At 69.4% G+C, this 21,044-nt stretch carries 15 protein-coding genes; 5 read left to right on the forward strand and 10 right to left on the reverse strand.

What is annotated here, in order from left to right; genetic code table 11:
• The first annotated feature begins 16 nt into the window (after positions 1-16).
• Together ACFWMR_RS18740 and ACFWMR_RS18745 are read left to right on the forward strand one after the other, a co-directional pair.
• Positions 17-949, forward strand: a complete 933-nt coding sequence (locus tag ACFWMR_RS18740; protein ID WP_378379252.1) for a cobalamin biosynthesis protein — start codon at positions 17-19, stop codon at positions 947-949.
• The gene (locus tag ACFWMR_RS18745; RefSeq protein WP_378379253.1) at positions 946-2,403 is read left to right on the forward strand and encodes a cobyric acid synthase; all 1,458 of its coding nucleotides are present in this window, start codon (positions 946-948) and stop codon (positions 2,401-2,403) included. The genes ACFWMR_RS18740 and ACFWMR_RS18745 overlap by 4 nt, the downstream gene beginning before the upstream one ends.
• Here ACFWMR_RS18745 and ACFWMR_RS18750 read toward each other — a convergent pair.
• Entirely contained in the window at positions 2,400-3,161 is a 762-nt protein-coding gene (locus tag ACFWMR_RS18750; protein ID WP_378379254.1) for a CbtA family protein, read from the reverse strand. The two genes, ACFWMR_RS18745 and ACFWMR_RS18750, sit on opposite strands and share 4 nt — an antisense overlap.
• 14 nt (positions 3,162-3,175) lie before the next feature.
• A complete protein-coding gene (locus tag ACFWMR_RS18755) occupies positions 3,176-3,382 on the reverse strand; it encodes a CbtB domain-containing protein (RefSeq protein ID WP_005162643.1) in 207 nt (68 codons plus the stop codon).
• Positions 3,383-3,589: 207 nt separating this feature from the next.
• Here ACFWMR_RS18755 and ACFWMR_RS18760 point away from each other — a divergent pair, with 207 nt between their 5' ends.
• Positions 3,590-4,483, forward strand: coding sequence for an ROK family protein (locus tag ACFWMR_RS18760; protein ID WP_093933662.1), 894 nt, complete (start codon positions 3,590-3,592; stop codon positions 4,481-4,483).
• Here ACFWMR_RS18760 and ACFWMR_RS18765 read toward each other — a convergent pair.
• The 4 genes from ACFWMR_RS18765 to gltB form a co-directional block, all read right to left on the reverse strand.
• Positions 4,473-5,258, reverse strand: a complete 786-nt coding sequence (locus ACFWMR_RS18765; RefSeq protein WP_093933661.1) for a DeoR/GlpR family DNA-binding transcription regulator — start codon at positions 5,256-5,258, stop codon at positions 4,473-4,475. The genes ACFWMR_RS18760 and ACFWMR_RS18765 overlap by 11 nt on opposite strands.
• Before the next feature lie 284 nt (positions 5,259-5,542).
• On the reverse strand, positions 5,543-6,952 hold the full coding sequence (locus ACFWMR_RS18770; protein ID WP_378379255.1) for a Dyp-type peroxidase: 1,410 nt from the start codon (positions 6,950-6,952) through the stop codon (positions 5,543-5,545).
• A 745-nt stretch (positions 6,953-7,697) separates the two neighbouring features.
• A complete protein-coding gene (locus ACFWMR_RS18775) occupies positions 7,698-9,149 on the reverse strand; it encodes a glutamate synthase subunit beta (protein WP_378379256.1) in 1,452 nt (483 codons plus the stop codon).
• Complete coding sequence (gene gltB, locus ACFWMR_RS18780) at positions 9,142-13,683, reverse strand: glutamate synthase large subunit (protein WP_378379257.1); 4,542 nt, start codon at positions 13,681-13,683, stop codon at positions 9,142-9,144. The genes ACFWMR_RS18775 and gltB overlap by 8 nt, the downstream gene beginning before the upstream one ends.
• 550 nt (positions 13,684-14,233) lie before the next feature.
• Here gltB and ACFWMR_RS18785 point away from each other — a divergent pair.
• Entirely contained in the window at positions 14,234-14,875 is a 642-nt protein-coding gene (locus tag ACFWMR_RS18785; protein ID WP_378379258.1) for a YigZ family protein, read from the forward strand.
• 146 nt (positions 14,876-15,021) lie between these two features.
• On the opposite strand, the gene ACFWMR_RS18790 is transcribed toward ACFWMR_RS18785, so the two are convergent.
• From ACFWMR_RS18790 to ACFWMR_RS18805, 4 genes are all read right to left on the reverse strand, one after another.
• Complete coding sequence (locus tag ACFWMR_RS18790) at positions 15,022-15,588, reverse strand: GNAT family N-acetyltransferase (RefSeq protein ID WP_378379259.1); 567 nt, start codon at positions 15,586-15,588, stop codon at positions 15,022-15,024.
• A 41-nt stretch (positions 15,589-15,629) separates the two neighbouring features.
• Complete coding sequence (locus ACFWMR_RS18795; protein WP_093933655.1) at positions 15,630-15,899, reverse strand: hypothetical protein; 270 nt, start codon at positions 15,897-15,899, stop codon at positions 15,630-15,632.
• A 351-nt stretch (positions 15,900-16,250) separates the two neighbouring features.
• Entirely contained in the window at positions 16,251-16,892 is a 642-nt protein-coding gene (locus tag ACFWMR_RS18800) for a response regulator (protein WP_378379260.1), read from the reverse strand.
• Complete coding sequence (locus tag ACFWMR_RS18805; protein WP_378379261.1) at positions 16,862-18,034, reverse strand: GAF domain-containing sensor histidine kinase; 1,173 nt, start codon at positions 18,032-18,034, stop codon at positions 16,862-16,864. Before ACFWMR_RS18805 ends, ACFWMR_RS18800 begins: the two co-directional genes overlap by 31 nt.
• A gap of 87 nt (positions 18,035-18,121) precedes the next feature.
• On the opposite strand from ACFWMR_RS18805, the gene ACFWMR_RS18810 reads away from it, so the two are divergent.
• Complete coding sequence (locus tag ACFWMR_RS18810) at positions 18,122-20,902, forward strand: FAD-binding and (Fe-S)-binding domain-containing protein (RefSeq protein WP_378379262.1); 2,781 nt, start codon at positions 18,122-18,124, stop codon at positions 20,900-20,902.
• The last annotated feature ends 142 nt before the right edge of the window (positions 20,903-21,044 follow it).

Consider the following 21,044-nt stretch of genomic DNA (forward strand, 5'->3'; position numbering starts at 1 on the left):
CGCTACGGTTCGCCACGTGCCACTCCGACAAGCCGCCACCGCAGCCGGACTCGTTACCGGCTACGTCGCCGACGCCGTGTTCGGAGATCCACGGCGTAGGCATCCCGTCGCGGGCTTCGGCCGCGCCGCGCAAGCCCTTGAGCAGCGGGTTTGGGCCGATTCGAAGGTGCGGGGCGCGGCGTACACCGCCGTCTGCGCGGGCACTGTCACCGGATTGGGTGTCGCGGCCCAGGTCGTGACCCGAAAGCGTCCTTTCGCGCGGTTCGCGCTCACCGCGGCGTCCACCTGGGTGGTTCTGGGCGGCCGGGGGCTCGCGGCCGAGGGCGCGCACATGGCCCGGCTGCTCGACGAGGGCGACCTGCCCGCCGCGCGACGGCGGCTGTCGCACCTGTGCGCTCGCGACGCCACCGATCTCGACACCGGACAACTCGCGCGCGCCACCACGGAGTCCATCGCGGAGAACACTTCGGACGCCGTCGTCGCGCCGTTGCTGTGGGGAGCGGTCGCCGGGATCCCAGGTCTGCTGGGCTACCGCGCGCTCAACACCCTCGACGCGATGGTCGGCTACCGCTCGCCGAAATACGCCAACTTCGGCTGGGCTTCGGCCAGGACCGACGACCTGGCGAACCTGGTGCCCTCCCGCGTCGGCGCGGCGCTGACCGTGGCGGCCGCCCCGCTCGCGGGCGGGTTCGCCGGATCCGCGTTCCGTGTCTGGCGCCGCGACGGGAAACATCATCCGAGCCCCAACGCCGGCCAGGTCGAGGCCGCCTTCGCGGGCGCGCTCGGGGTCCGGCTGGGCGGGACGAACAGCTATGGCGGCCGCACCGAAAGCCGCGGCGTCCTCGGCGAGGGCCGCGAACCGGAACCGGTGGACGTGCGCCGCGCCGTCCGGCTGTCGCGCGTGGTCGGTCTCGCCGCGCTCGCCGTCGCGGTCGCGGTCACCCGGTGAGCGGCCTGCTCGTCGCGGGGACGACCTCGGACGCGGGCAAGAGCCTGGTGACCGCCGCGTTGTGCCGCTGGCTCGCGCGCCGGGGCGTGCGGGTCGCGCCGTTCAAGTCGCAGAACATGTCGAACAACTCGATGGTGTGCGCGGACGGCGCCGAGATCGGCCGCGCGCAATGGCTCCAGGCACGGGCCGCCCGGGTCGAACCCGAAGCCGCGATGAACCCGGTGCTGCTGAAACCCGGGAGCGACCGCCGCAGCCACGTCGTCGCGCTCGGGAAACCGTTCGGCACGCTGGAAGCGGGGGAGTACGCGACCGGCCGGGCCGGGCTCGCCGAGATCGCTTTCGACACCTTCGCCGCACTGAGGACGCGCTTCGACGTCGTGCTGTGCGAGGGCGCGGGCAGCCCGGCCGAGATCAACCTGCGCGAGGGCGACTACGTCAACATGGGGCTGGCGCGGCGCTTCGGCCTGCCCGTGGTCGTCGTCGGCGACATCGATCGCGGCGGGGTCATGGCCGCGATGTTCGGCACGCTCGCGCTGCTGTCCAAGGAGGATCAGGCGCTGGTTTCCGGCTGGCTGGTCAACAAGTTCCGCGGTGACGTGGGCCTGCTGCGGCCGGGACTGGAGACGCTGGAGAAGCTCACCGGCCGCGAGGTCTTCGGCGTGCTGCCCTGGCTCGACCAGGTGTGGATCGACTCGGAGGACGCGCTGGCCGCCGCGGGCTGGGGCGCGTCCGGCGGCTCCCTGCGGGTCGCGGTGGTGCGGTTTCCCCGCGCCTCCAACGCGACCGACGTCGACGCGCTCGCGGCCGAGCCCGGTGTCTCGGTCGCGCTGACGGCCGACCCGGACACGGTCCGCTCCGCCGACGTGGTGATCCTGCCCGGTTCCCGCGCGACCGTGGACGACCTGGCGTGGTTGCGCGCCCGCGGTCTGGCGGACGCCGTGCGGTCGCGGGCCGAGGCGGGCCGTCCGGTACTCGGGATCTGCGGCGGCTATCAGATGCTCGCCGCCGAGATCGAGGACGACGTCGAATCGGGCGCGGGCACCGTCCCCGGTCTCGGCCTGCTGCCGACGCGGGTCACGTTCGGCGCGGACAAGGTGCTGGCCCGGCCCTCGGGCGAATGGCGCGGCCAGTCGGTGGAGGCATACGAAATCCACCACGGCACCGTGACCGCCACCGGCCCCGCCGAGTCCTTTTTGGACGGATACCGGCGGGGCGCGGTGTGGGGCACGATGTGGCACGGCGCCTTCGAGAACGACGGCTTCCGCCGCGCCTGGCTGGGCGAGGTCGCGGACTGGTCACCGGCCGAGGGCGCGCCCGGGTTCGGCACGCTCCGGGAGAGCATGCTGGACCGGCTCGCCGACGCCGTCGAGGAGCACGTCGACACCGTCGCTCTCTGGCGCTTGATCGAGGACGGTGTCGACGGAGGCCTGCCGTTCGTACCGCCCGGGGCTTAAGCCCGAACGGCTTCCTTGGTCTTCAACGCCTTCTCGGCCAACGCCCCGAAGGTCAGGCCGAGCGCGGTCCAGAGCACCACCTGCGTACCGACCGACGCCAGCCGGAAGGTCCACAGCGTGGAACCGGGGAACCCGTCGGGAACTTCGTCGATCGACGGCAGCAGCGCGGCCGCCACCCCGATCAGCACGATGTACCCGCCCGCGGCGAGGAGGCCGCCGCGCCAGGCGCCGAGCTTGTCGGCCAGCTTCCGGCCGAACGCCGCCGCGAGCAGGCCGATCAGCAGCGAAAGCGCGACGAAGCCGAAGTACAGCGAAGTCCGGCTCCCGATCGTGCCCGCCTGGCCGACGGCCGGGGGATTCGCCGGGTACTTCAAGAACGGCACCAGGAACACGACCACGAAGGCGCCGCCGGCGAGCAGCGCCGCGGTCACCCGCGGCCGCAGGGTGCCGAGCCGCCCGTAGACGAAGGCGAACGCGAGCGAGAACAGCCCGCCGACGGCGACGCCGTACAGGCCGACGCCGGTCAGCAGACCGACGGTGCTCTGCACACCGCGCGTGACGAGCTCTTCCTCCTCCGGTTCGGCCGGGGCGGGAGCGTGCTCGTGCGCACCCGGGGCACTGTGCGAATGCGCGGCGCCGCCTTCGAGACCGATGGCGGTCTCGACCGAAGGCTCACCGAGGAAGTACGCGAAAAGGGTCGCCAAGACACCGGCGATCAGGCCCGCGAGCATGCCGCGGACCAGCAAGGTCCTCATCATGGGGCCGGTGCCGCCTAGTGGCAGGGGAAGGCCAGCAGGTGCCGGCCGTCGTGGACGAATTCGTGGACGTACGAATTCGCGAACACCGACACCGCGCCCTGCTCCGCGCTGATGAAGTACAGCGTGATCAGCGAGAGGAGGATGACGAGCACCGCCCAGGGCAGGATCTCGCGGACGGGGATCCGGACGGGAACGGGTACTGCGGCTACCGCTTCGGACATGGCGGTGGGACCTCCTCGGGCTAGCGCGGCCTCTTCAGGGGTGACACGACGGCTCCGGGTCTGGCTTCCCCGAACCGGCTGGTTCGAGGTCACAGTGGCGCGACCGCGCGGAATCTCACCGCGTTCCGGGTGCCGTCGTCTGGCCGGTCGAGCGTAGGTCTCCGCAAAGCGTCCGGTCAATGTGACAATCCAGCTATGACACCTGCGGTGGCGGCACTCGATGTCGGCGGAACGTCCATCAAGGCGGCCTTGTACGACGCGGACCTGAAAGACCTGGCCAGCTTGCGCGAGCCGACGGCGCGCGGAGCGGACGGCGAGGCGCTCGCGGACCAGGTCGCGCGGATCGTGGAGACCCTGGGCAAGCAGGCGGGCACCGGGACGCCGGACGCCGTCGGCGTGGTCATCCCGGGCATCGTCGACGACGTCGAGCGCGTGGCCCGCTTCTCGGCGAACCTCGACTTCCGGAACGTCCCGTTCGGCGAAATGCTCGACAGCAGGCTGGGATTGCCGTTCGCGTTCGGGCACGACGTGCGCGCGGGCGGACTCGCCGAGTTCCGCGTCGGCGCGGGCAAGGGCTGCACCGACGCCGCCTTCATCCCGGTCGGCACCGGGATCGCGGCCGCGCTCCAGCTCGACGGGAAGCTGTACGCGGCGGGCGGGCAAGGCGGCGAAATCGGGCATATCGACGTCGGGCACCGGCTGCCGTGCGGCTGTGGCGCCACGGGCTGTCTCGAGGCGATCTCCTCGGCGTCGGCCATCGCCCGCCGCTACAGCGAGCACACCGGGCGTCCGGCCGAGGGCGCCGAGCAGGTGGTCGACGCCGCCCGGCACGGCGACGAGGCCGCGATCTCCGTGGTCAACGACGCGCTCGAAGGGCTCGGGCACGGCATCAAGACCCTGGTCACCCTGCTCGCGCCGGAGGTCATCGTCCTCGGCGGCGGCCTGTTCACCGCGGGCGACTACGTGCTCGAACCGGTGCGGGCCTGGCTGAGCGCGAACCTCCAGTTCCAGCGGATGCCGGAACTGCGGATCGCGCAGCTCGGCGACGAGGCGGGCAGGCTCGGTGCGGCCCTCTTGGCGCTGGATCGCCTCAAGCCTTGACCACCCGCACGCCTTCCTCTTCGAAGGCGTGCACTCGCTGGGGATCCGCGCGGCCGTCGGTGACGAGGACGTCGACGTCGGCGGTCGCGCAGATCTTCGCGAAGGCGTGACCGCCGAGTTTCCCGCTGTCGGCGAGCACGACGACCTGACGGGCGCGGGCGGCCATCAGCCGGTTCGTGCTCGCGTCGCCCTCGTGGTGCGCCTGAGCGCCGTGCACCGGGTCGAACGCGTCCACCCCGAGGAACACCAGATCCAGCGAGATCTGGTCGAGGAACAGCTGCGACAGCGGCCCGGACAGGTCGAACGACTGCTGCCGCGCGACCCCGCCGGTCACCACGATCTTGATGTTGGGCCGCACGGCGAGTTCGTGGGCGATGTTGAGCGCGTTCGTCACCACGGTGAGCAACGGCCCGCCGCTCGACTCGCCCATGTCCGGCCTGGTCGCGAGCGCGCGGCCCACCTCGGTGCTCGCGGTGCCGCCGTTGAGCCCGACCACCATGCCCGGGTCGACCATTTTCGCGGCGGCGGCGGAAATCCGCTGCTGTTCCGGCGCGTTGCGCGCCGCCTTGTGCCGCAACGGCAGGTCGTAGGCGACGTTGCTCGCGACGGCGCCGCCGCGGGTGCGGACCACCAGATTGCGCCCCGCCAGGTGATCGAGATCCCGCCGGATGGTCGCGGGGGAGACGCCGAGTTCACCTGCCGAAACCTCGACGTCGACTTTTTCCCGCTCTCCCACCATGTCCAATAAAGCCGTCAGCCGTTCATGCCGGTTCATCCGAGCTCCCTCCCCGAAGCGCGATGTCGCTTACCGCACCGGACAAAGTACTACGCGTCGCGATGCGGTCGGAGAGAAGCGGCGGGTTTGGGACGCCGGGAAGCGGGCGCCGGCCACCCCCAGTGTGACCGGCGCCCACCCGATGGCCGGCACGCCCAGGGCCGGCCCGATTCGAAAACTATCGCCGCTGACTCCGGACTGATATCCGCTTTGCGCCCGTTCCGGTGACGTTTAGCGGATAGTCCGCCATTCGGTCACCGGAACCGGCCACAGTGCGTGAAGAATCAGCCCTTGCCGAGTGCGCGCAGGAACGCGAGTGACGGCATGAAGAAGTAGTCGCCGCCCTTCAGCGTCACCGCCTGCGGGAACGGATCCGCCGTCACCGTCCGGCTTCCCGCCCAGTCCTTCGTGTAGACGGATTCCGGACGCGGGCCCTGTCCGATGACCGGATCGAGACCCGGCGGCTTGACCCCGACCGCGGGGATCGGGAACCCCGGGTTGTTCGCCCAGGTCTCCTGCGTGAACTCGAACTGGTTGCCCAGCGCCGAATTGAACGCCATGAACAGCAGGCCGACCCCGCCGCTCGGCCGGGCCGACGGCGGCAGATCGGCGTTCGGGTCGTCGGCCCGCTCGCCGTAGGGCACGCCCCGCCGCGCCATCAGGTGCAGGCGTTCCCGCGGGGCCGGTTCCGCCCCGCCGCTGCCGCGCGGGTTCGTCTTCCGGATGTGGGCCTGGAACGGGCATTTGGTGCCGGAGATGTCACTTCCGTAGTCGAAGTTGTTCGGTACCGGGCTTTCCGCGCCCTCTTGCCGCTGCGCGGTCAGCGGTGTGCCGTCCTCGAATCGGCCGACGATCATCGCGCCCGCGCGCTCGCGGTCTTCACCGACGAGACCCAATTGGTCGGCGAGTGCTTCTTCCGCCTGCTTGAATCGCCGCACGTTCTGTTCCAATTTGCGGAAAACGAAGTAACTGCCGAAATGCGCCCCCGGTTCAGGGGCGGCGCGGTCGGGGACGAGCACCTGGTTCAATGGCGCGCTCGGATCCCAGACGCTGACGCCGTCCGTTCCCGTCTTTTCCGCGTGGATGTCTTCGACCAGGAAGAGCGGCTGGCTCCGGCCGTCGACGTAGCCGAAATGTTCGATACCCTCGCCGTGGGAATTCACCCGGCCGAGTCCGGTTTCCTCGGCGACGACGGAAATCGTCGACGGAATCAACGCGAGAACCGCGTTCCGGCGCGCGGTCATCGGTGCGTCGGCCGCGTCGGCGACGATGACGACGGCGTGGATCTCGTCGTGATACCCACTGTCGAAGGTGGAGCGAGGCGGGTCGTTCAGCTTGTCGCGGGTGTCCTGGGTGCGCATGCCGCGACGGAAGGCTTCGTCTTGTGGCGCCTCGATTTTCAGGAAACGGTAGCCCGCCACGGTCAACCCCGCGCCGACGTAGGGCGACCCCTTCACACCCTCTGTCTTGAAGCGCTCGACCTCGGTCAGGTGGGTCTTCGCCGACTTCATCAGCGGGACGAGCGACGCGAGGAACTTTTTCGCGGTCTTCTCCTCCGAGAAACGGAGGAAAAGTGCGGTGAAATGGTCGCGAGCATGCGGTTTGAGGATGTTCGGCTGAAGTTCGTCGAGCATCTTCGCGGCGTCACCGGTCGCAGTCTTCCATTCCAAGGGAATACTCAGATCAACGGGCATGACAAGGAACCCCCTCCTTGGGAACCCCGGTCCGGCGGCCCCGGCAGGTCTTGCCGGTCCCCACCGCCGGGCGGGGACTTACTCCTTGATACAACCGATACCGAAACCCCGCTGTGATCACCCTCAAGTATGCACTTCCGGCGGTTCTTTCACTCGAAAGGACCAATGTGGCGACTACGGAACGCATTCGGTCCTCTACTTGCGATAGTTCGTCGTCGAACCAGCGCAAGCAGAGGACTAAATGCGCCAGGACCGAGTCGGTCGGGGTGGTCGCGGATCCGGTCCGTGAAGGCCTCCTTGAGGGACTCTGGGTCCCTCAAGGAGGCCTTCACGGAATCGGCGGTCGCCACGTCCGCCGAGGAAACTCGACCCTTCACGCTGTGTGCCAGGGCGAGCTGCCGGGGTCGAGCCGACCGAGGTAGCCGTAAGTGGCGATTCGTGTCAGGGCCAAAGGGGGTCAGGTATCTACTGGCGCCTCTGGCTGCTGCCGTTGTTGACAGGTCCTGTCCGTGAAGGCCTCCTTTCTTACCTTGAAGGTACGGAAGGAGGCCTTCACAACCTGCATGATCGCCACTTCCGCCCCACACGCATCAGTAGCCACGAAAGCCGCGCGTGAAGGCCCCCTTCCCTCGGCTCAGCCGAGGAAACCCGACCTTCAGCTTCCTTGCATCAAGTACATGAAGGCCCCCTTCACTGCGCTAGACGCAATGAAGGGGGCCTTCACGTACTAAACCGGCAGGAGAGCCTAGGTGAGCGGCCGGTCGGTCGGAGCGATCGGCGCGGGCAGGACGTCCCGTCCGGTGAGGAACGCGTCCACCCCGGCCGCGGCGGAGCGGCCTTCGGCGATCGCCCACACGATGAGCGACTGGCCTCGGCCCATGTCACCCGCCACGAACACGTTGTCGACGCTGGTCTTGAACGCCTTGTCGCGGGCGACGTTGCCGCGCTGGTCCAGCTCGACGTCGAGCGCCTCCAGCAGGCCTTCCCGCTCCGGGCCGACGAAGCCCATCGCGAGCAGCACCAGCTGCGCGGGCAGTTCGCGTTCCGTTCCGGGCACCGGGACGAACTTGCCGCCCTCGTTGCGCACCTCGACCAGCTTCAGCGCCCGCACCCGGCCATCGGCGTCGGCGGCGAACTCCTGGGTGTTGACCGAGTACAGCCGCTCGCCACCCTCCTCGTGCGCGGACGAGACGCGGTAGATCATCGGGTACGTCGGCCACGGGTGCGCGTCGGAGCGCGCGAGCGGCGGCTTCGGCATGATCTCCAGCTGCGTGACCGACTTCGCGCCCTGGCGGTGCGAGGTCCCGACGCAGTCCGCGCCGGTGTCGCCGCCGCCGATGACGACGACGTCGAGGCCCTCGGCGCTGATCGGCGTGACGTCCAGGTCGCCGGACGCGACCCGGTTGGCGTGCGGCAGGAACTCCATCGCCTGGTGGATACCGGCGTGCTCGCGACCGGTGATCGGGAGATCCCGCCACGCGGTCGCGCCGCCGGCGAGGACCACGGCGTCGTAGGACGACTTCAGTTCCTCGACGGTGAGGTCGACGCCGACGTTCACCGAGGTCCGGAACTCCGTGCCCTCGGCCCGCATCTGGTCGAGACGGCGGTCGAGCCGGTGCTTCTCCATCTTGAACTCGGGGATGCCGTAGCGCAGCAGCCCGCCGATCTTGTCGGCCCGCTCGAAGACCACGACATTGTGGCCCGCGCGCGTGAGCTGCTGCGCCGCGGCGAGTCCCGACGGCCCGGATCCGACCACCGCCACCTTCTTGCCGGTCTTCGCGACCGGCTCCTGCGGCGTGACCCAGCCTTCTTCGAAGGCCCGGTCGATGATCGAGATCTCGACCCGCTTGATGGTGACGGGATCGTCGTTGATCCCGAGCACACACGCCGTCTCGCACGGCGCCGGGCAGAGGGTCCCGGTGAACTCCGGGAAATTGTTGGTCGCGTGCAGCCGCTCGGCCGCGTCACGCCAATCGTCGCGCCAGGTCAGCGTGTTCCACTCGGGGATGAGGTTCCCGAGCGGGCAGCCCTGGTGGCAGAACGGGATACCGCAGTCCATGCAGCGCCCGGCCTGCTTTTGCAGCTTCGTCGTCGCGAAGTCCTCGTACACCTCGCGCCAGTCCATCAGGCGCAGGTCGACGGGACGGCTCTTCGGCGTCTCGCGAGTGGTGGTCAGAAAGCCCTTGGGGTCAGCCATGTGCGGCCTCCATGATCGCCTCGTTCACGTCACGCCCGTCGCGCTCGGCCTCGGCCTGAGCGGCGAGCACCCGCTTGTAGTCCTTCGGCATGACCTTGCCGAACCGGTCGACGGCGGCGTCCCAGTCGGCGAGCAGCGTGCGCGCCACCGCGGACTCCGTTTCGTCGTAATGCTTTTCGAGCGCCTCGCGCAGGAAGTCCACATCGGACGAATCCAGCGGGTCGATGTCGACCATCTCCGGGTTCGTGCGGTGCGCGGGCAGATCCAGCACGTACGCGACGCCGCCCGACATCCCGGCCGCGAAGTTGCGGCCGATGCTCCCGAGCACGACCACACGACCGCCGGTCATGTACTCGCAACCGTGGTCGCCGACGCCTTCGACGACGGCCAGCGCGCCCGAGTTGCGCACGCAGAACCGCTCGCCGACCTTGCCGCGGATGAAGATCTCGCCGCTGGTCGCGCCGTAGCCGATCACGTTGCCCGCGATGATGTGCTCTTCGGCGTCGTACCGCGCCACCTCGGGCGGCCGCACGATGAGCCGCCCACCGGACAGGCCCTTGCCGACGTAGTCGTTGCCGTCACCGAACAGCCGCAAGGTGATGCCCTTGGGCACGAACGCGCCGAACGACTGACCGGCGGTCCCGGTGAAGGTGACGTCGATCGTGTTGTCCGGCAGGCCTTCGCCACCCCACCGCTTGGTGAGCTCGTGACCGAGCATGGTGCCGACGGTCCGGTTCACGTTGCGGACCGGAAGCTCCAGCCGCACCTTGTCCCCGGACGACAGCGCGCCCTCGGCGAGCTGGATCAGCGTGTTGTCGAGCGCCTTCTCCAGCCCGTGGTCCTGCACCGTCTGCTGGTGACGCAGACCGGCGGGCGCGGTGTCGGGCACGTGGAAGATCGGCGTCAGGTCGAGACCGGCGGCCTTCCAGTGGTCGATCGCCTTGCGCTTGTCGAGCATCTCCGCGTGGCCGACGGCCTCGGCGATGGACCGGAAACCCAGCTCCGCCAGGTACTCCCGGACCTCCTGCGCGATGAACTCGAAGAAGTTCACCACGTACTCGGCCTTGCCGCTGAACTTCTCGCGCAGCTTGGGGTTCTGCGTCGCGACGCCGACCGGGCAGGTGTCGAGGTGACACACGCGCATCATGATGCAGCCGGACACCACCAGGGGCGCGGTCGCGAAACCGAACTCCTCGGCACCCAGCAGCGCGGCGATGACGACGTCGCGGCCGGTCTTGAGCTGGCCGTCGGTCTGCACGACGATCCGGTCGCGCAGGCGGTTGGCCAGCAGCGTCTGCTGCGTCTCGGCGAGCCCGAGTTCCCACGGGCCGCCCGCGTGCTTGATGGACGAAAGCGGGGAAGCGCCCGTACCGCCGTCGTGCCCGGAGATGAGCACGACGTCCGCGTGCGCCTTGGAGACACCGGCCGCGACCGTGCCGACGCCGACCTCGGACACGAGCTTCACGTGGATGCGCGCGGCCGGGTTGGCGTTCTTGAGGTCGTGGATCAGCTGCGCCAGGTCTTCGATCGAGTAGATGTCGTGGTGCGGCGGCGGGGAGATGAGCCCGACACCCGGCGTGGAGTGCCGCGTCTTCGCGATCCACGGGTACACCTTCGCGCCGGGAAGCTGGCCGCCTTCGCCGGGCTTCGCGCCCTGCGCCATCTTGATCTGGATGTCGTCGGCGTTGACGAGGTACTCGCTGGTGACGCCGAACCGGCCGCTCGCGACCTGCTTGACCGCGCTGCGGCGCTCGGGGTCGTAGAGCCGGTCCGGATCCTCGCCGCCCTCACCGGTGTTCGACTTGCCGCCGAGGCGGTTCATCGCGATGGCCAGGGTTTCGTGCATCTCCGACGAGATCGAGCCGTAGGAGATGGCGCCGGTGGCGAATCGCTTGACGATCTCGGAGACCGGCTCGACCTCTTCGATCGGCACGGCCGGCCGCTTGCCGATCTTGAAGTCGAACAGCCCGCGCAGCGTGTACAGCTTCTGCGCCTGGTCGTCGACGGACTTCGTGTACTCCTTGAAGACCTCGTACTTCCCGGCCCGGGTGGAGTGCTGGAGCTTGAACACCGTCTGAGGGTTGAACAGATGCGGTTCGCCCTCGCGGCGCCACTGATAGTCCGCGCCGGTCTCCAGCTCGCGGTGGTTCGCGCGGAACCCGTCACGCGGGAACGCCCGGCGGTGCCGCTCGGCGACCTCCAGCGCGATGGTGTCGAAGCCGACGCCGCCGAGCCGGGAAGTGGTGCCGGTGAAGCAGTCCTGGATGATCTCGTCGCCGAGCCCGACCGCCTCGAAGATCTGCGCGCCGGTGTAGGAGGCCACTGTGGACACACCCATCTTCGACATCGTCTTGCGGACGCCCTTGCCGAGCGCCTTGATCAGGTTCGCGGTGGCCTGCTTGGCGGTGGAGCCGGGGATCAGGCCTTGATCGGCCATCTCCTCGACGGTCGCCATCGCCAGGTACGGGTTCACCGCCGCGACGCCGTAGCCGATCAGCAGCGCGATGTGGTGCACCTCGCGCGCGTCGCCCGCCTCGACGATGAGGCCGGCCTGCGTGCGGGTCTTCTCCCGGACCAGGTGGTGGTGGACCGCGCCGGTGAGCAGCAGCGACGGGATGGCCGCGTGGTCTTCGTCGATCCCGCGGTCGGACAGCACGATCAGCCGGGCGCCCTCGGCGATGGCCGCGGACACCTCGGCGCGGATCTCGTCGAGCCGCCGCACGAGCGCCTCGCCGCCACCGTGGACGTCGTAGGTGCCCTGCACCGTGACGGCCTGGAACTCGGGAAGGTCGCCGTCGTCGTTGACGTGCACCAGCTTCGCGAGCTCGTCGTTGTCCAGCACGGGGAACGGCAGCACGATGCGGCGGCACGACTTCGCGTCGGAGACGAGCAGGTTCGGCTCGGCGCCGAGCTGGGTGCCGAGCGAGGTGACCAGTTCTTCGCGGATCGCGTCCAGTGGCGGGTTGGTCACCTGGGCGAAGAGCTGGATGAAGTAGTCGAAGAGCAGCCGCGGGCGGCTGGACAGCGACGCGATGGGGGAGTCGTTGCCCATCGAGCCGATCGGCTCCGCGCCGGTGCGGGCCATCGGTTCGAGCAGGACGTCGAGTTCCTCTTCGGTGTAGCCGAAAGCCTGCTGGCGGCGCACGAGCGCGGCGTGCGGCGGGATCTCGCGCTCCCGCGAGGGAAGCCCTTCGAGCGGGAGCAGCCCGTCCTCGACCCATTCGTCGTACGGGTGCGCGGTGGCGAGCTCGTTCTTGATCTCCTCGTCCTCGACGATCCGTCCGGCGGCGGTGTCGACGAGGAACATGCGGCCCGGCTCCAACCGTCCCTTGCGGACGATCGTGGCCTGCTCCAGCTCCAGCACGCCGACCTCGCTGGCGAGCACGACGAGGCCGTCCTCGGTGACCCAGTACCGGGCCGGGCGCAGGCCGTTGCGGTCGAGCACCGCGCCGATCTGGGTGCCGTCGGTGAAGGAGACCAGCGCGGGGCCGTCCCACGGTTCCATCAGCGTCGAGTGGAACTCGTAGAACGCGCGGCGCGCGGGGTCCATCTCCTGATGGTTCTCCCAGGCCTCCGGGATCATCATCAGCACCGCGTGCGGCAGCGACCGGCCGCCGAGGTGCAGCAGTTCCAGCACCTCGTCGAAGGACGCCGAGTCGCTCGCGCCGCGGGTGATGATCGGGTAGACGCGCTTGAGGTCGCCGGGGATCAGGTCGGATTCGAGCAGCGCTTCCCGCGCGTCCATCCAGTTCCGGTTGCCGCGCAGGGTGTTGATCTCACCGTTGTGGGCGACGTACCGGTACGGGTGCGCCAGCGGCCACGACGGGAAGGTGTTGGTGGAGAAGCGGGAGTGCACCAGGCCGATGGCACTGGTGACGCGCTCGTCGGTGAGGTCGGCGAAGAACTTCTCGACCTGCGGCTCGGTGAGCATTCCTTTGTAGACGATGGTCCGCGAGGACAGGCTCGGGAAGTAGACGTCTTCCTCGGCCAGTTCGTGCTCGGCGCGTTTGCGCACCACGAACGCGGCGCGTTCCAGGGCGAGGCCCGACAGCGTTTCCTGCCGTCCGGCCAGGAACAGCTGGCTGAAATGCGGCATGGTCTCGGCCGCGCCCGTCCCGACGTGTTCCGTGTGGACGGGAAGGTCGCGCCAGCCGAGCACGCGCATGTCCTCTTCGGCGGCGACGCGCTCGATGGTCGTCATCGCCCGGCCGCGCTGGATTTCGTCCTGCGGAAGGAAAGCCGTGCCGACGGCGTAGGCGCCCGGCTCGGGGAGGTCGAAGTCGACGACCTCGCGATAGAACTCGTCGGGGACCTGGATGAGGATCCCGGCGCCGTCGCCGGTCTCCGGGTCGGCGCCGCGGGCTCCGCGATGTTCCAGGTTCCGCAGCGCGATCAGCGCTTTGGCGACGATGCCGTGATCGCGTTTTCCGGAGAGATCGGCGACGAACGCGACACCGCAGGCGTCGTGCTCGAACTCCGGGTCATACAGGCCTTCGGGGGCCTTGCTGCCCTTGTTGCTGGCATGGTGGGTCACGGCTGGCCGCCTCCCAAGGCGTCGGCGCGACCGGTAACACTCCGTTCGGGTGGTTCGGACGTGAACCAGTTAACGGAGTGGTCCGGGACCGCGATGGTCAGTCGAGAGGGAACGATCCCGCCCGCGAAACGGGGGCAGGCTTCGTAGAGCCGCACTGCACTGGGCGGCCGATGCGCTTATCGGTACTGCTGTGCACGTGGGTGTCGTCTGGCCACTGTGGTGGGCGGCTGACGGGTACACGTGTTACTCCCGGGTTCGCCGGTCTTATGACGATAGTGTGAAATCGCTGTTATCGACATACGTCGCTTGGTCGGGGTGGGAAATGCCACGCGGGCGTTGACTTCAAACATCATCTGCCCACTGGCTGGAATGACATGTCCACTGAGTGGGGCATCGGCTCGCTGACCTGCGTGAACGATCGCTCACGTCACCCGGAAGTGTGACCTGGATCGCGCAGTGGAGTGGGTTTCACCGGCCTCGCGGTGACCCGAGGTGACCACCGGATCGCCCGAACGGCAGAGTGGTCCGCCCGGTTTGAGAGGCTGGGCCGATGGCGGATCGTTATCTCACCGTGGCGGGCTCGGGCGTCAACGAGATCGAAATACGGCGCTCGCGCTTCCTCTGCGCCCTCGCCCCGGTCGCCTCGGAAGAGGCCGCCAGGGAGGTGATCGCCGCCCGGAAGAAGGCCGAGTCGGCGGCCCGGCACCACTGTCACGCGTTCGTGCTGGGCGCCGATGGGCGCACTCAACGGTCCAGTGACGACGGTGAGCCCGCGGGCACGGCGGGCACCCCGATACTGGAAGTGCTCCGCCGTCGCGAGCTGACCGACACCGTCGCGGTGGTGACCCGGTACTTCGGCGGGGTGCTGCTCGGCGCCGGCGGCCTCATCCGCGCGTACGGGCAGGCCGTCTCGGAAGCCGTCGACGCCATCGGGGTGCGGGAGTACCGGCGGCTACGGCTGGTGGAGGTCGTCGTCGACTACGACCGGGCCGGACGGCTGGAGAACGACATCCGCTCGTCGCCGTACCTGTTGCACGCGACGCGGTTCGAGGACGTCGCGCACTTCGACGTCGGTCTCGCGCCGGATCAGGGGGACGCCTTCCACGCCTGGCTGGCGGACCTGACCGGCGGGGAGGCGCTCACCGAGGACATCGGCGAAACCTGGCTCCCCACCCCGTGCGCAAACCCGTAAGTCACGTGCTTGGAGCCGTGACTCGCGTGCTCAGAGCCGTGACTCGCGTGCTCAGACGGCGATCACACGAGTTCCGCCTCTGAGTACGTGAGTCACGGCTTCAAGCACGCGAGTCACGAGTCTGATCACGCGAGTCACGGGTCTGATCACGGGCGGGGGCGGGCGCGCCACTCGTCCAGGGTGATGGCGTACTCGACCTCGCCCTCCTCGGTGCCGGGGATCGGGTCGTCGAAGTGCTCGTGGAAGGTCCGGACGTGCCGCATCCCGATCTTCTCCATCACCCGCCGGGAGCCCCGGTTCACCGCCATGGTCGCCGCCCAGATCCGCGTCGCCCCGAATTCGGTGAACCCCTTCTCCAGCAGCGCGAGTGATCCTTCGGTCGCATACCCCTTGCCCCAGGACGACCGGTTCAGCCGGTACCCCAGTTCGGGATCGTCCGTGTGATGACCACGCAACGGACGGAAATGGAACCACCCCAGAAATACTCCGCCGGATTTCTCGATCGCCGCCCAGAACCCGTAACCGGGGAAACGCTCGTAGTAATCGAGAAAGGCGGGAAGGTCACGGTTTTCGATCTCCGCCCGATCGGCGGGTTCGCCCCCGTTGAGATATCGCATGACCTCGGGGTCGTCGTAGAGCGCGAACAGGTCGTCGACGTCGGCGCCGGTGAACTGCCGCAGCAGGAGCCGCTCGGTCTCCAGAAAGACACGCATCCGTGAAGCGTGGCCCCTCGGAGAGCGCCCGGGCAACTTGTTTAAGCGGCCACCCCAGGGCTCGCGAGGCCGCCCAGCGCCATCGACCCGGCCTCGGTGAGCAGGGCGGGAACGCGCTCGCCCCACCGGCCACCCCTGGCGGGCGCCACCAGGCCCAGGTGGGCGAGGCGATGCGCGGTGTGCTGGTCGCAGCAGGCGAGGCCGTCGACGAACAGGTCCGGCTCGCAGCTGCAGCTGATCTCGGCGTGGCCCTCGGCCACGGCTCTCAGGGTGGCCCGCTCACGATGGTTCAGCTCTGTCCGAACGTCCATGGCGTGCCTCCTTTCTGTTCCGCTGTTGACAGTGAAACCCACAACCCCGACAGTTTCCGTCTTCTCCGGTGCGAAGTCGTGGATTTCGGGCGGACTTAGGGGTGGCGAGTCGCGTATTCCCGGGTACCCACTTAGGGGCTGTCCCCTGGTATTCGGCGCGAAAGCGGTTCCAGCTCGGTCTTGCGCAGATGCCGGAAAATGATCGAACTCCGGAGCCCGACGATCTCTTTGCGCTTCGACAAACGATCCACCAGGAATGCGTGGAGCTGTTCGACGTCCCGCGCGGCGACGTGGATCAGTAGTTCGCCGCCGAATTACCGCATTCAGAGGACGAAACGCGGGAGGGTGGGGCTAGAGGAGGCCGGCTTCGGACGCTTTGCCGATGGCTTCGACCCGGTTCCGCGCGCCGAGTTTGTGCAGCGCGGACTGCAAGTAGGTCTTCACCGTGTTCCGCGCCAGCCCGGTCGACTCCGCGATCTCCGGATTCGTCTGTCCCTGCGACGCGAGTCGTAAAACCTCGTACTCGCGCCGCGTCAGGCCACTGCGGGCCAGCGCGTCGGACCGCTGACCGTCGTCGGGGAAGATACGCGGGTCGACGACACGCTCACCCTTGAGCACCTGCCGCAACGCCGCCACCAGATCCGTCCCGGCGACGTCCTTGAGCAGGCAGCCGTGCGCCCCGGAGTCCAGCGCGGCCCGTACTCCCTGATGGTCGCCGTGCGCGGTGAACACCACGATCCGCCCGGCCGGGTGCACCCGGCGGAGTTCGGCGATGACCTCGGGCGCGAGCATGTCCGGCAGCCGCAGGTCCAGCAGGATCAACGCCGGTTCCAGCTCACCCGCCCGCCGGATCGCGGACCGGCCGGTCTCGGCCGAGCCGACCACGGTCATCGCCGGGTCGTAGCGCAGCAGCAGGCTCACCCCGTCGCGGACCACCGGATGGTCGTCCACGACGAGCACGGTCACCGGCGGCGGCACGGTTCCGGCACCCAAGCGCGCAGCGTGCAGCCGTCGTCCTCGTCGCGGACCAGGCTGACCCGGCCGCCCAGCCGCGCGGCGCGCTCGGCCAGCGCGCGCAGCCCCATCCCGGTGCCGGGTTCGTCGGCTTCTTCGGCGCGATGACCGGTCCCGTCGTCGGCGACGACCACCTGCACGCCGTCGTCGCTGGGCAGCAGGCTGACCACGACGGACAGCGCGCCGGCGTGTTTCTCGACGTTGAGCAGGCCCTCCCGGACGGCGGCCACCAGCAGGCCGGTCCGTTCGGCGTCCAGTCGCGGCACCGGCGCGAGCTGGACGAACCGCGCCGGGACACCGCAGCGGGCCTGGAACGAGCGGCAGTGCTCGGCCAGTTCCACCGGCAGCGCGCGTTCCGGACTCGACTCCGACAGCGCGAGCAGCGACTCGCGCAGCGCTCGCGACGCCGCCGAAACGTCGCCTTCGAGCCGCCGCAGCCGTGATTCGAGCGCTGGGTTGTCGCTGATGTCCTCGTGCAGGTTCCGGACCTGGACGCCGATGGAGAACAGCAGCGCGCCGACCGAATCGTGCAGCGCGCTCTGCATCCGGAGCCGTTCGGCGGACAGGGCCGTCTCACGGTCGGACTCGGCGACCGAGGCCAGTTTCAGCGCCCGGCCGGCCTCCCCGGCGATGTCTTCGAGGGACTGGACCGCGTCGTCGCCGAAGTCGCGGGGCTCGCGCATGGCGGCGTACGCGACGGCGACGGTCTTGGTCCCGTTGAAGATCGGGACGGCGATCATCGCGGCGAGGCCCTCGCCGCGGACCTGTGCGTCGAACTGGTGGGTGATGCTCGGCGAGCTGACGTAGTCGTTGACCCGGACCGGCCTGCCCAGCGCGAGCACCCGGCCGCCGATGCCCTGGCCGACCGGCACGGCGAGGTCCTGCAGCGCGTCCGTGCGCAGGCCCGACAGCCAGCGGATCACCGCCTGTTCGGGCGCGGTCAGCTCGGCGACGAAGCCGGAATGCGTGCCGATCGACTCGCGGATCAGCCGCGCCGTGCCGTTGAGCGCCGCCACCCTGTCGAGGGTCGCGAGCAGCTCTTCGCGCTCGCGAAGAAGCCCGCCGAGCACCGCGTTGTGCTCGGCGGCGAGGTCTTCGGCGACGTGCCGTCTCGGCGTCACGCGCTCACGATCGCATACCGGAGCGGCTTTCGGACATACCCGGCTGGAGAGGGTCCGGCTGTGCGTCCGGGCCCCCGGTTGTCTTGAATGGACTCCGTGGAGATCCTGGCGGACGCCGCGACACTGGCGCTGTACACGACCGATGCCTCCAACTACCGGCACGTGCCGAAGGGCGTGGTGCTGCCGCGGAGCGTCGACGAGGTCATCGCGGCCGTCGCCGCCTGCCGCGAGGCCGGGCTGCCGGTGATCGCCCGCGGCGGCGGCACCAGCGTCGCGGGCAACTCGTGCGGCCCCGGCGTCGTGATCGACACGTCACGGCATCTCGGCGGCGTCCTCGGCCTCGATCCCGAAGCGCGGACGGCCAGGGTCGAGCCCGGAACCGTCCTCGACCATCTCCAGGCGCTCGCCGCGCCGCACGGCCTCCGGTTCGGTCCCGATCCGTCGACGCATTCGCGCTGCACGATCGGCGGGATGATCGGCAACAACGCCTGCGGATCGCATTCGGTCGCCTACGGCCGCACCGTCGACGTCGTCCGCGAGCTGGACGTGCTGCTCTACGACGGCACCCGGCTGACCGTCGGTCCCGCCTCACCGTCCGAAGTGGACGCACGGGCGGCCAGGCCCGGCACCGAAGGGCGCGTCTTCTCCGAACTCCGCGCGCTCGTGCGGGACAACCTGGCGTTGCTGCGGACCGAACTGTCCTCCTTCAGCAGGCGCGTGTCCGGGTACGGCCTGGAACACCTGTTGCCGGAGAACGGTTTCGACGTCGCCAAGGCCCTGGTCGGCAGCGAGGGCACCTGCGTCACCGTGCTGGGGGCGACGGTTTCGCTGGCCGAGGTGCCGAAACGCAAGGTGCTCGCGGTGCTCGGGTTCGAGTCCGACATCGCCGCGGCCGACGCCGTCCCGGCGATCCTGCCGTGGTCGCCGCTGACCGTCGAGGGGGTCGACGCGGACCTCGTCGCGCTGCTGGAGCCGGGCCGCGCCGAGGGGCTCCCGCCGGGCGGTGCCTGGCTGTTCGTCGAGATGGAAGATCCTGACCGGGCACGCGGCCTGATCGAAGGCCTGCGCGGCGCGCTGACCGGATCCGCGCTGCTCGACGACGCGGCCGCGCAGAAGCGGCTGTGGCGGATCCGGGAGGAAGGCGCCGGTCTCGCGACCCGGCTGGCCGGGGGAGAGGAAGCCTGGCCAGGCTGGGAGGACGCGGCCGTCCCGCCCGCGCGTTTGGGCGCCTACCTGCGGGAGTTCAAGCAGCTCATGCGCGAGCACGGCCGCAAAAGCGTGGTGTACGGCCATTACGGCGAAGGCTGCCTGCATCTGCGGCTGGACTTCGATCTGCTTTCCCCGCAGGGGATCGCCGGGTTCCGTTCGTTCCTCGAAGAGGCGGCCGACCTGGTCGCCGCGCACGGCGGCTCGCTGTCCGGAGAACACGGCGACGGCCAGGCCCGCTCGGAACTGCTCTCCCGGATGTACAGCCCCGAGATGATCGCGCTTTTCGCGCGATTCAAGGGGATCTTCGATCCGGCGGGCAAGATGAACCCCGGCATCCTGGTGAATCCGCGGCCGGTCGACGCCGATCTCCGGGTGCGCCGCGCGCCGATCGAGCTCGAAGACGTCACCGCGCTCGCGTACCCGGAGGATCAGGGGAGCTTCGGACAGGCGATGCGGCGTTGCGTCGGGGTCGGGAAATGCCGCGACACCACCAGCGCGGGCGTGATGTGCCCGAGCTACCGCGCCACGCGCGACGAGAAGCACTCGACGCGTGGTCGCGCTCATCTGCTCGCCGAGATGGTGAACGGCGAACTGATCACCGACGGCTGGCGTTCGGAAGAGGTCGCCGAAGCGCTGGATCTCTGCCTGTCGTGCAAAGGCTGCCTGTCCGACTGCCCGGTCGACGTCGACATGGCGACCTACAAGGCGGAATTCCTGCACCAGCACCACAAGGGGCGGCTGCGCCCGGCGTCGCACTACTCGATGGGCTGGCTCCCGGTGTGGCTGCGCGTGGCCTCGCTGGCGCCACGGCCGGCGAACACGATGTCGCGCCGGTTCTCCGGTCTGCTGAAGAAGTTCGGCGGGATCGCGCCGGAACGAGACCTGCCGACGTTCGCTCCGACGCCGTTCACGCGGCGCCGCGCGGATCTCAAACGCTGGGCGACCGGCCCGCGGCGGGTGGTGCTGTGGCCGGACTCGTTCAACAACTACCTCACCCCGGACGTCCTCGACGCCGCGGCCGAGGTGCTCACCGCGGCGGGCTACGACGTCGTCCTGCCCGATCGAGGCGTGTGCTGCGGCCTCACCTGGGTGTCCACCGGACAGCTGGAGGTGGCGAAGAACGTGTTGCGCCGCACGCTTTCCGTCCTCGAACCGTACTTGCGAGCGGGATATCAGGTGGCCGGGCTGGAGCCGAGTTGCACGGCGCTGTTCCGCGGTGACCTGGCGGCCCTCTTGCCCGGTGACCCGGTGGCCGAACTACTCGCCGAGCGCACCCGCACCTTCGCCGAACTCGTCGAGGACTCGCCGCTGGAATTCCGGTCGCTGGACGTCGAAACGCTGAGTCAGGTGCACTGTCACCAGCACGCCGTGCTCGGCTTCGACGCCGACGAGGCCGCGATGCGCGCCGCGGGTGTCCACAATTCCACAATGGATTCCGGTTGCTGTGGATTGGCGGGAAACTTCGGCTTCGAACGCGGGCACTACGAGGTCTCCGTCGCCTGCGCCGAAGACCGCATGCTGCCCGCGATCCGCGCCGCGGCCGACGGCACCGAAGTGGTCGCGGACGGCTTCAGCTGCCGGACGCAGATCGAGCAGCTCGACGGGCGGCGGGCCGTGCATCTGGCGGAGTTGCTGCGGCGCGCGCTGCCGCCCTCGTGAATGGCGATTCGGCGTGTCCCAAGTACCTACGGTCGAGCGGTTTCGCGTGACCGATGGGACGGCACCCGTGATCAGACGGACGACACGCGTGATTGGACGGACGACACTCGGAGACAGGTGAGTCCGACCGCGTGTCGTCCGT

The organism is Amycolatopsis thailandensis, assembly GCF_042723255.1.
GTDB classification, from domain to species: Bacteria; Actinomycetota; Actinomycetes; order Mycobacteriales; family Pseudonocardiaceae; genus Amycolatopsis; species Amycolatopsis thailandensis.

Bases quoted from the DNA above. Each gene is read 5' to 3' on its own strand.
- ACFWMR_RS18750 (WP_378379254.1), bottom strand. From the start codon at position 3,161: ATGATGAGGACCTTGCTGGTCCGCGGCATGCTCGCGGGCCTGATCGCC.
- ACFWMR_RS18755 (WP_005162643.1), bottom strand. From the start codon at position 3,382: ATGTCCGAAGCGGTAGCCGCAGTACCCGTTCCCGTCCGGATCCCCGTC.
- ACFWMR_RS18765 (WP_093933661.1), bottom strand. From the start codon at position 5,258: ATGAACCGGCATGAACGGCTGACGGCTTTATTGGACATGGTGGGAGAG.
- ACFWMR_RS18770 (WP_378379255.1), bottom strand. From the start codon at position 6,952: ATGCCCGTTGATCTGAGTATTCCCTTGGAATGGAAGACTGCGACCGGT.
- ACFWMR_RS18775 (WP_378379256.1), bottom strand. From the start codon at position 9,149: ATGGCTGACCCCAAGGGCTTTCTGACCACCACTCGCGAGACGCCGAAG.
- ACFWMR_RS18785 (WP_378379258.1), top strand. From the start codon at position 14,234: ATGGCGGATCGTTATCTCACCGTGGCGGGCTCGGGCGTCAACGAGATC.
- ACFWMR_RS18790 (WP_378379259.1), bottom strand. From the start codon at position 15,588: ATGCGTGTCTTTCTGGAGACCGAGCGGCTCCTGCTGCGGCAGTTCACC.
- ACFWMR_RS18795 (WP_093933655.1), bottom strand. From the start codon at position 15,899: ATGGACGTTCGGACAGAGCTGAACCATCGTGAGCGGGCCACCCTGAGA.
- ACFWMR_RS18810 (WP_378379262.1), top strand. From the start codon at position 18,122: ATGGACTCCGTGGAGATCCTGGCGGACGCCGCGACACTGGCGCTGTAC.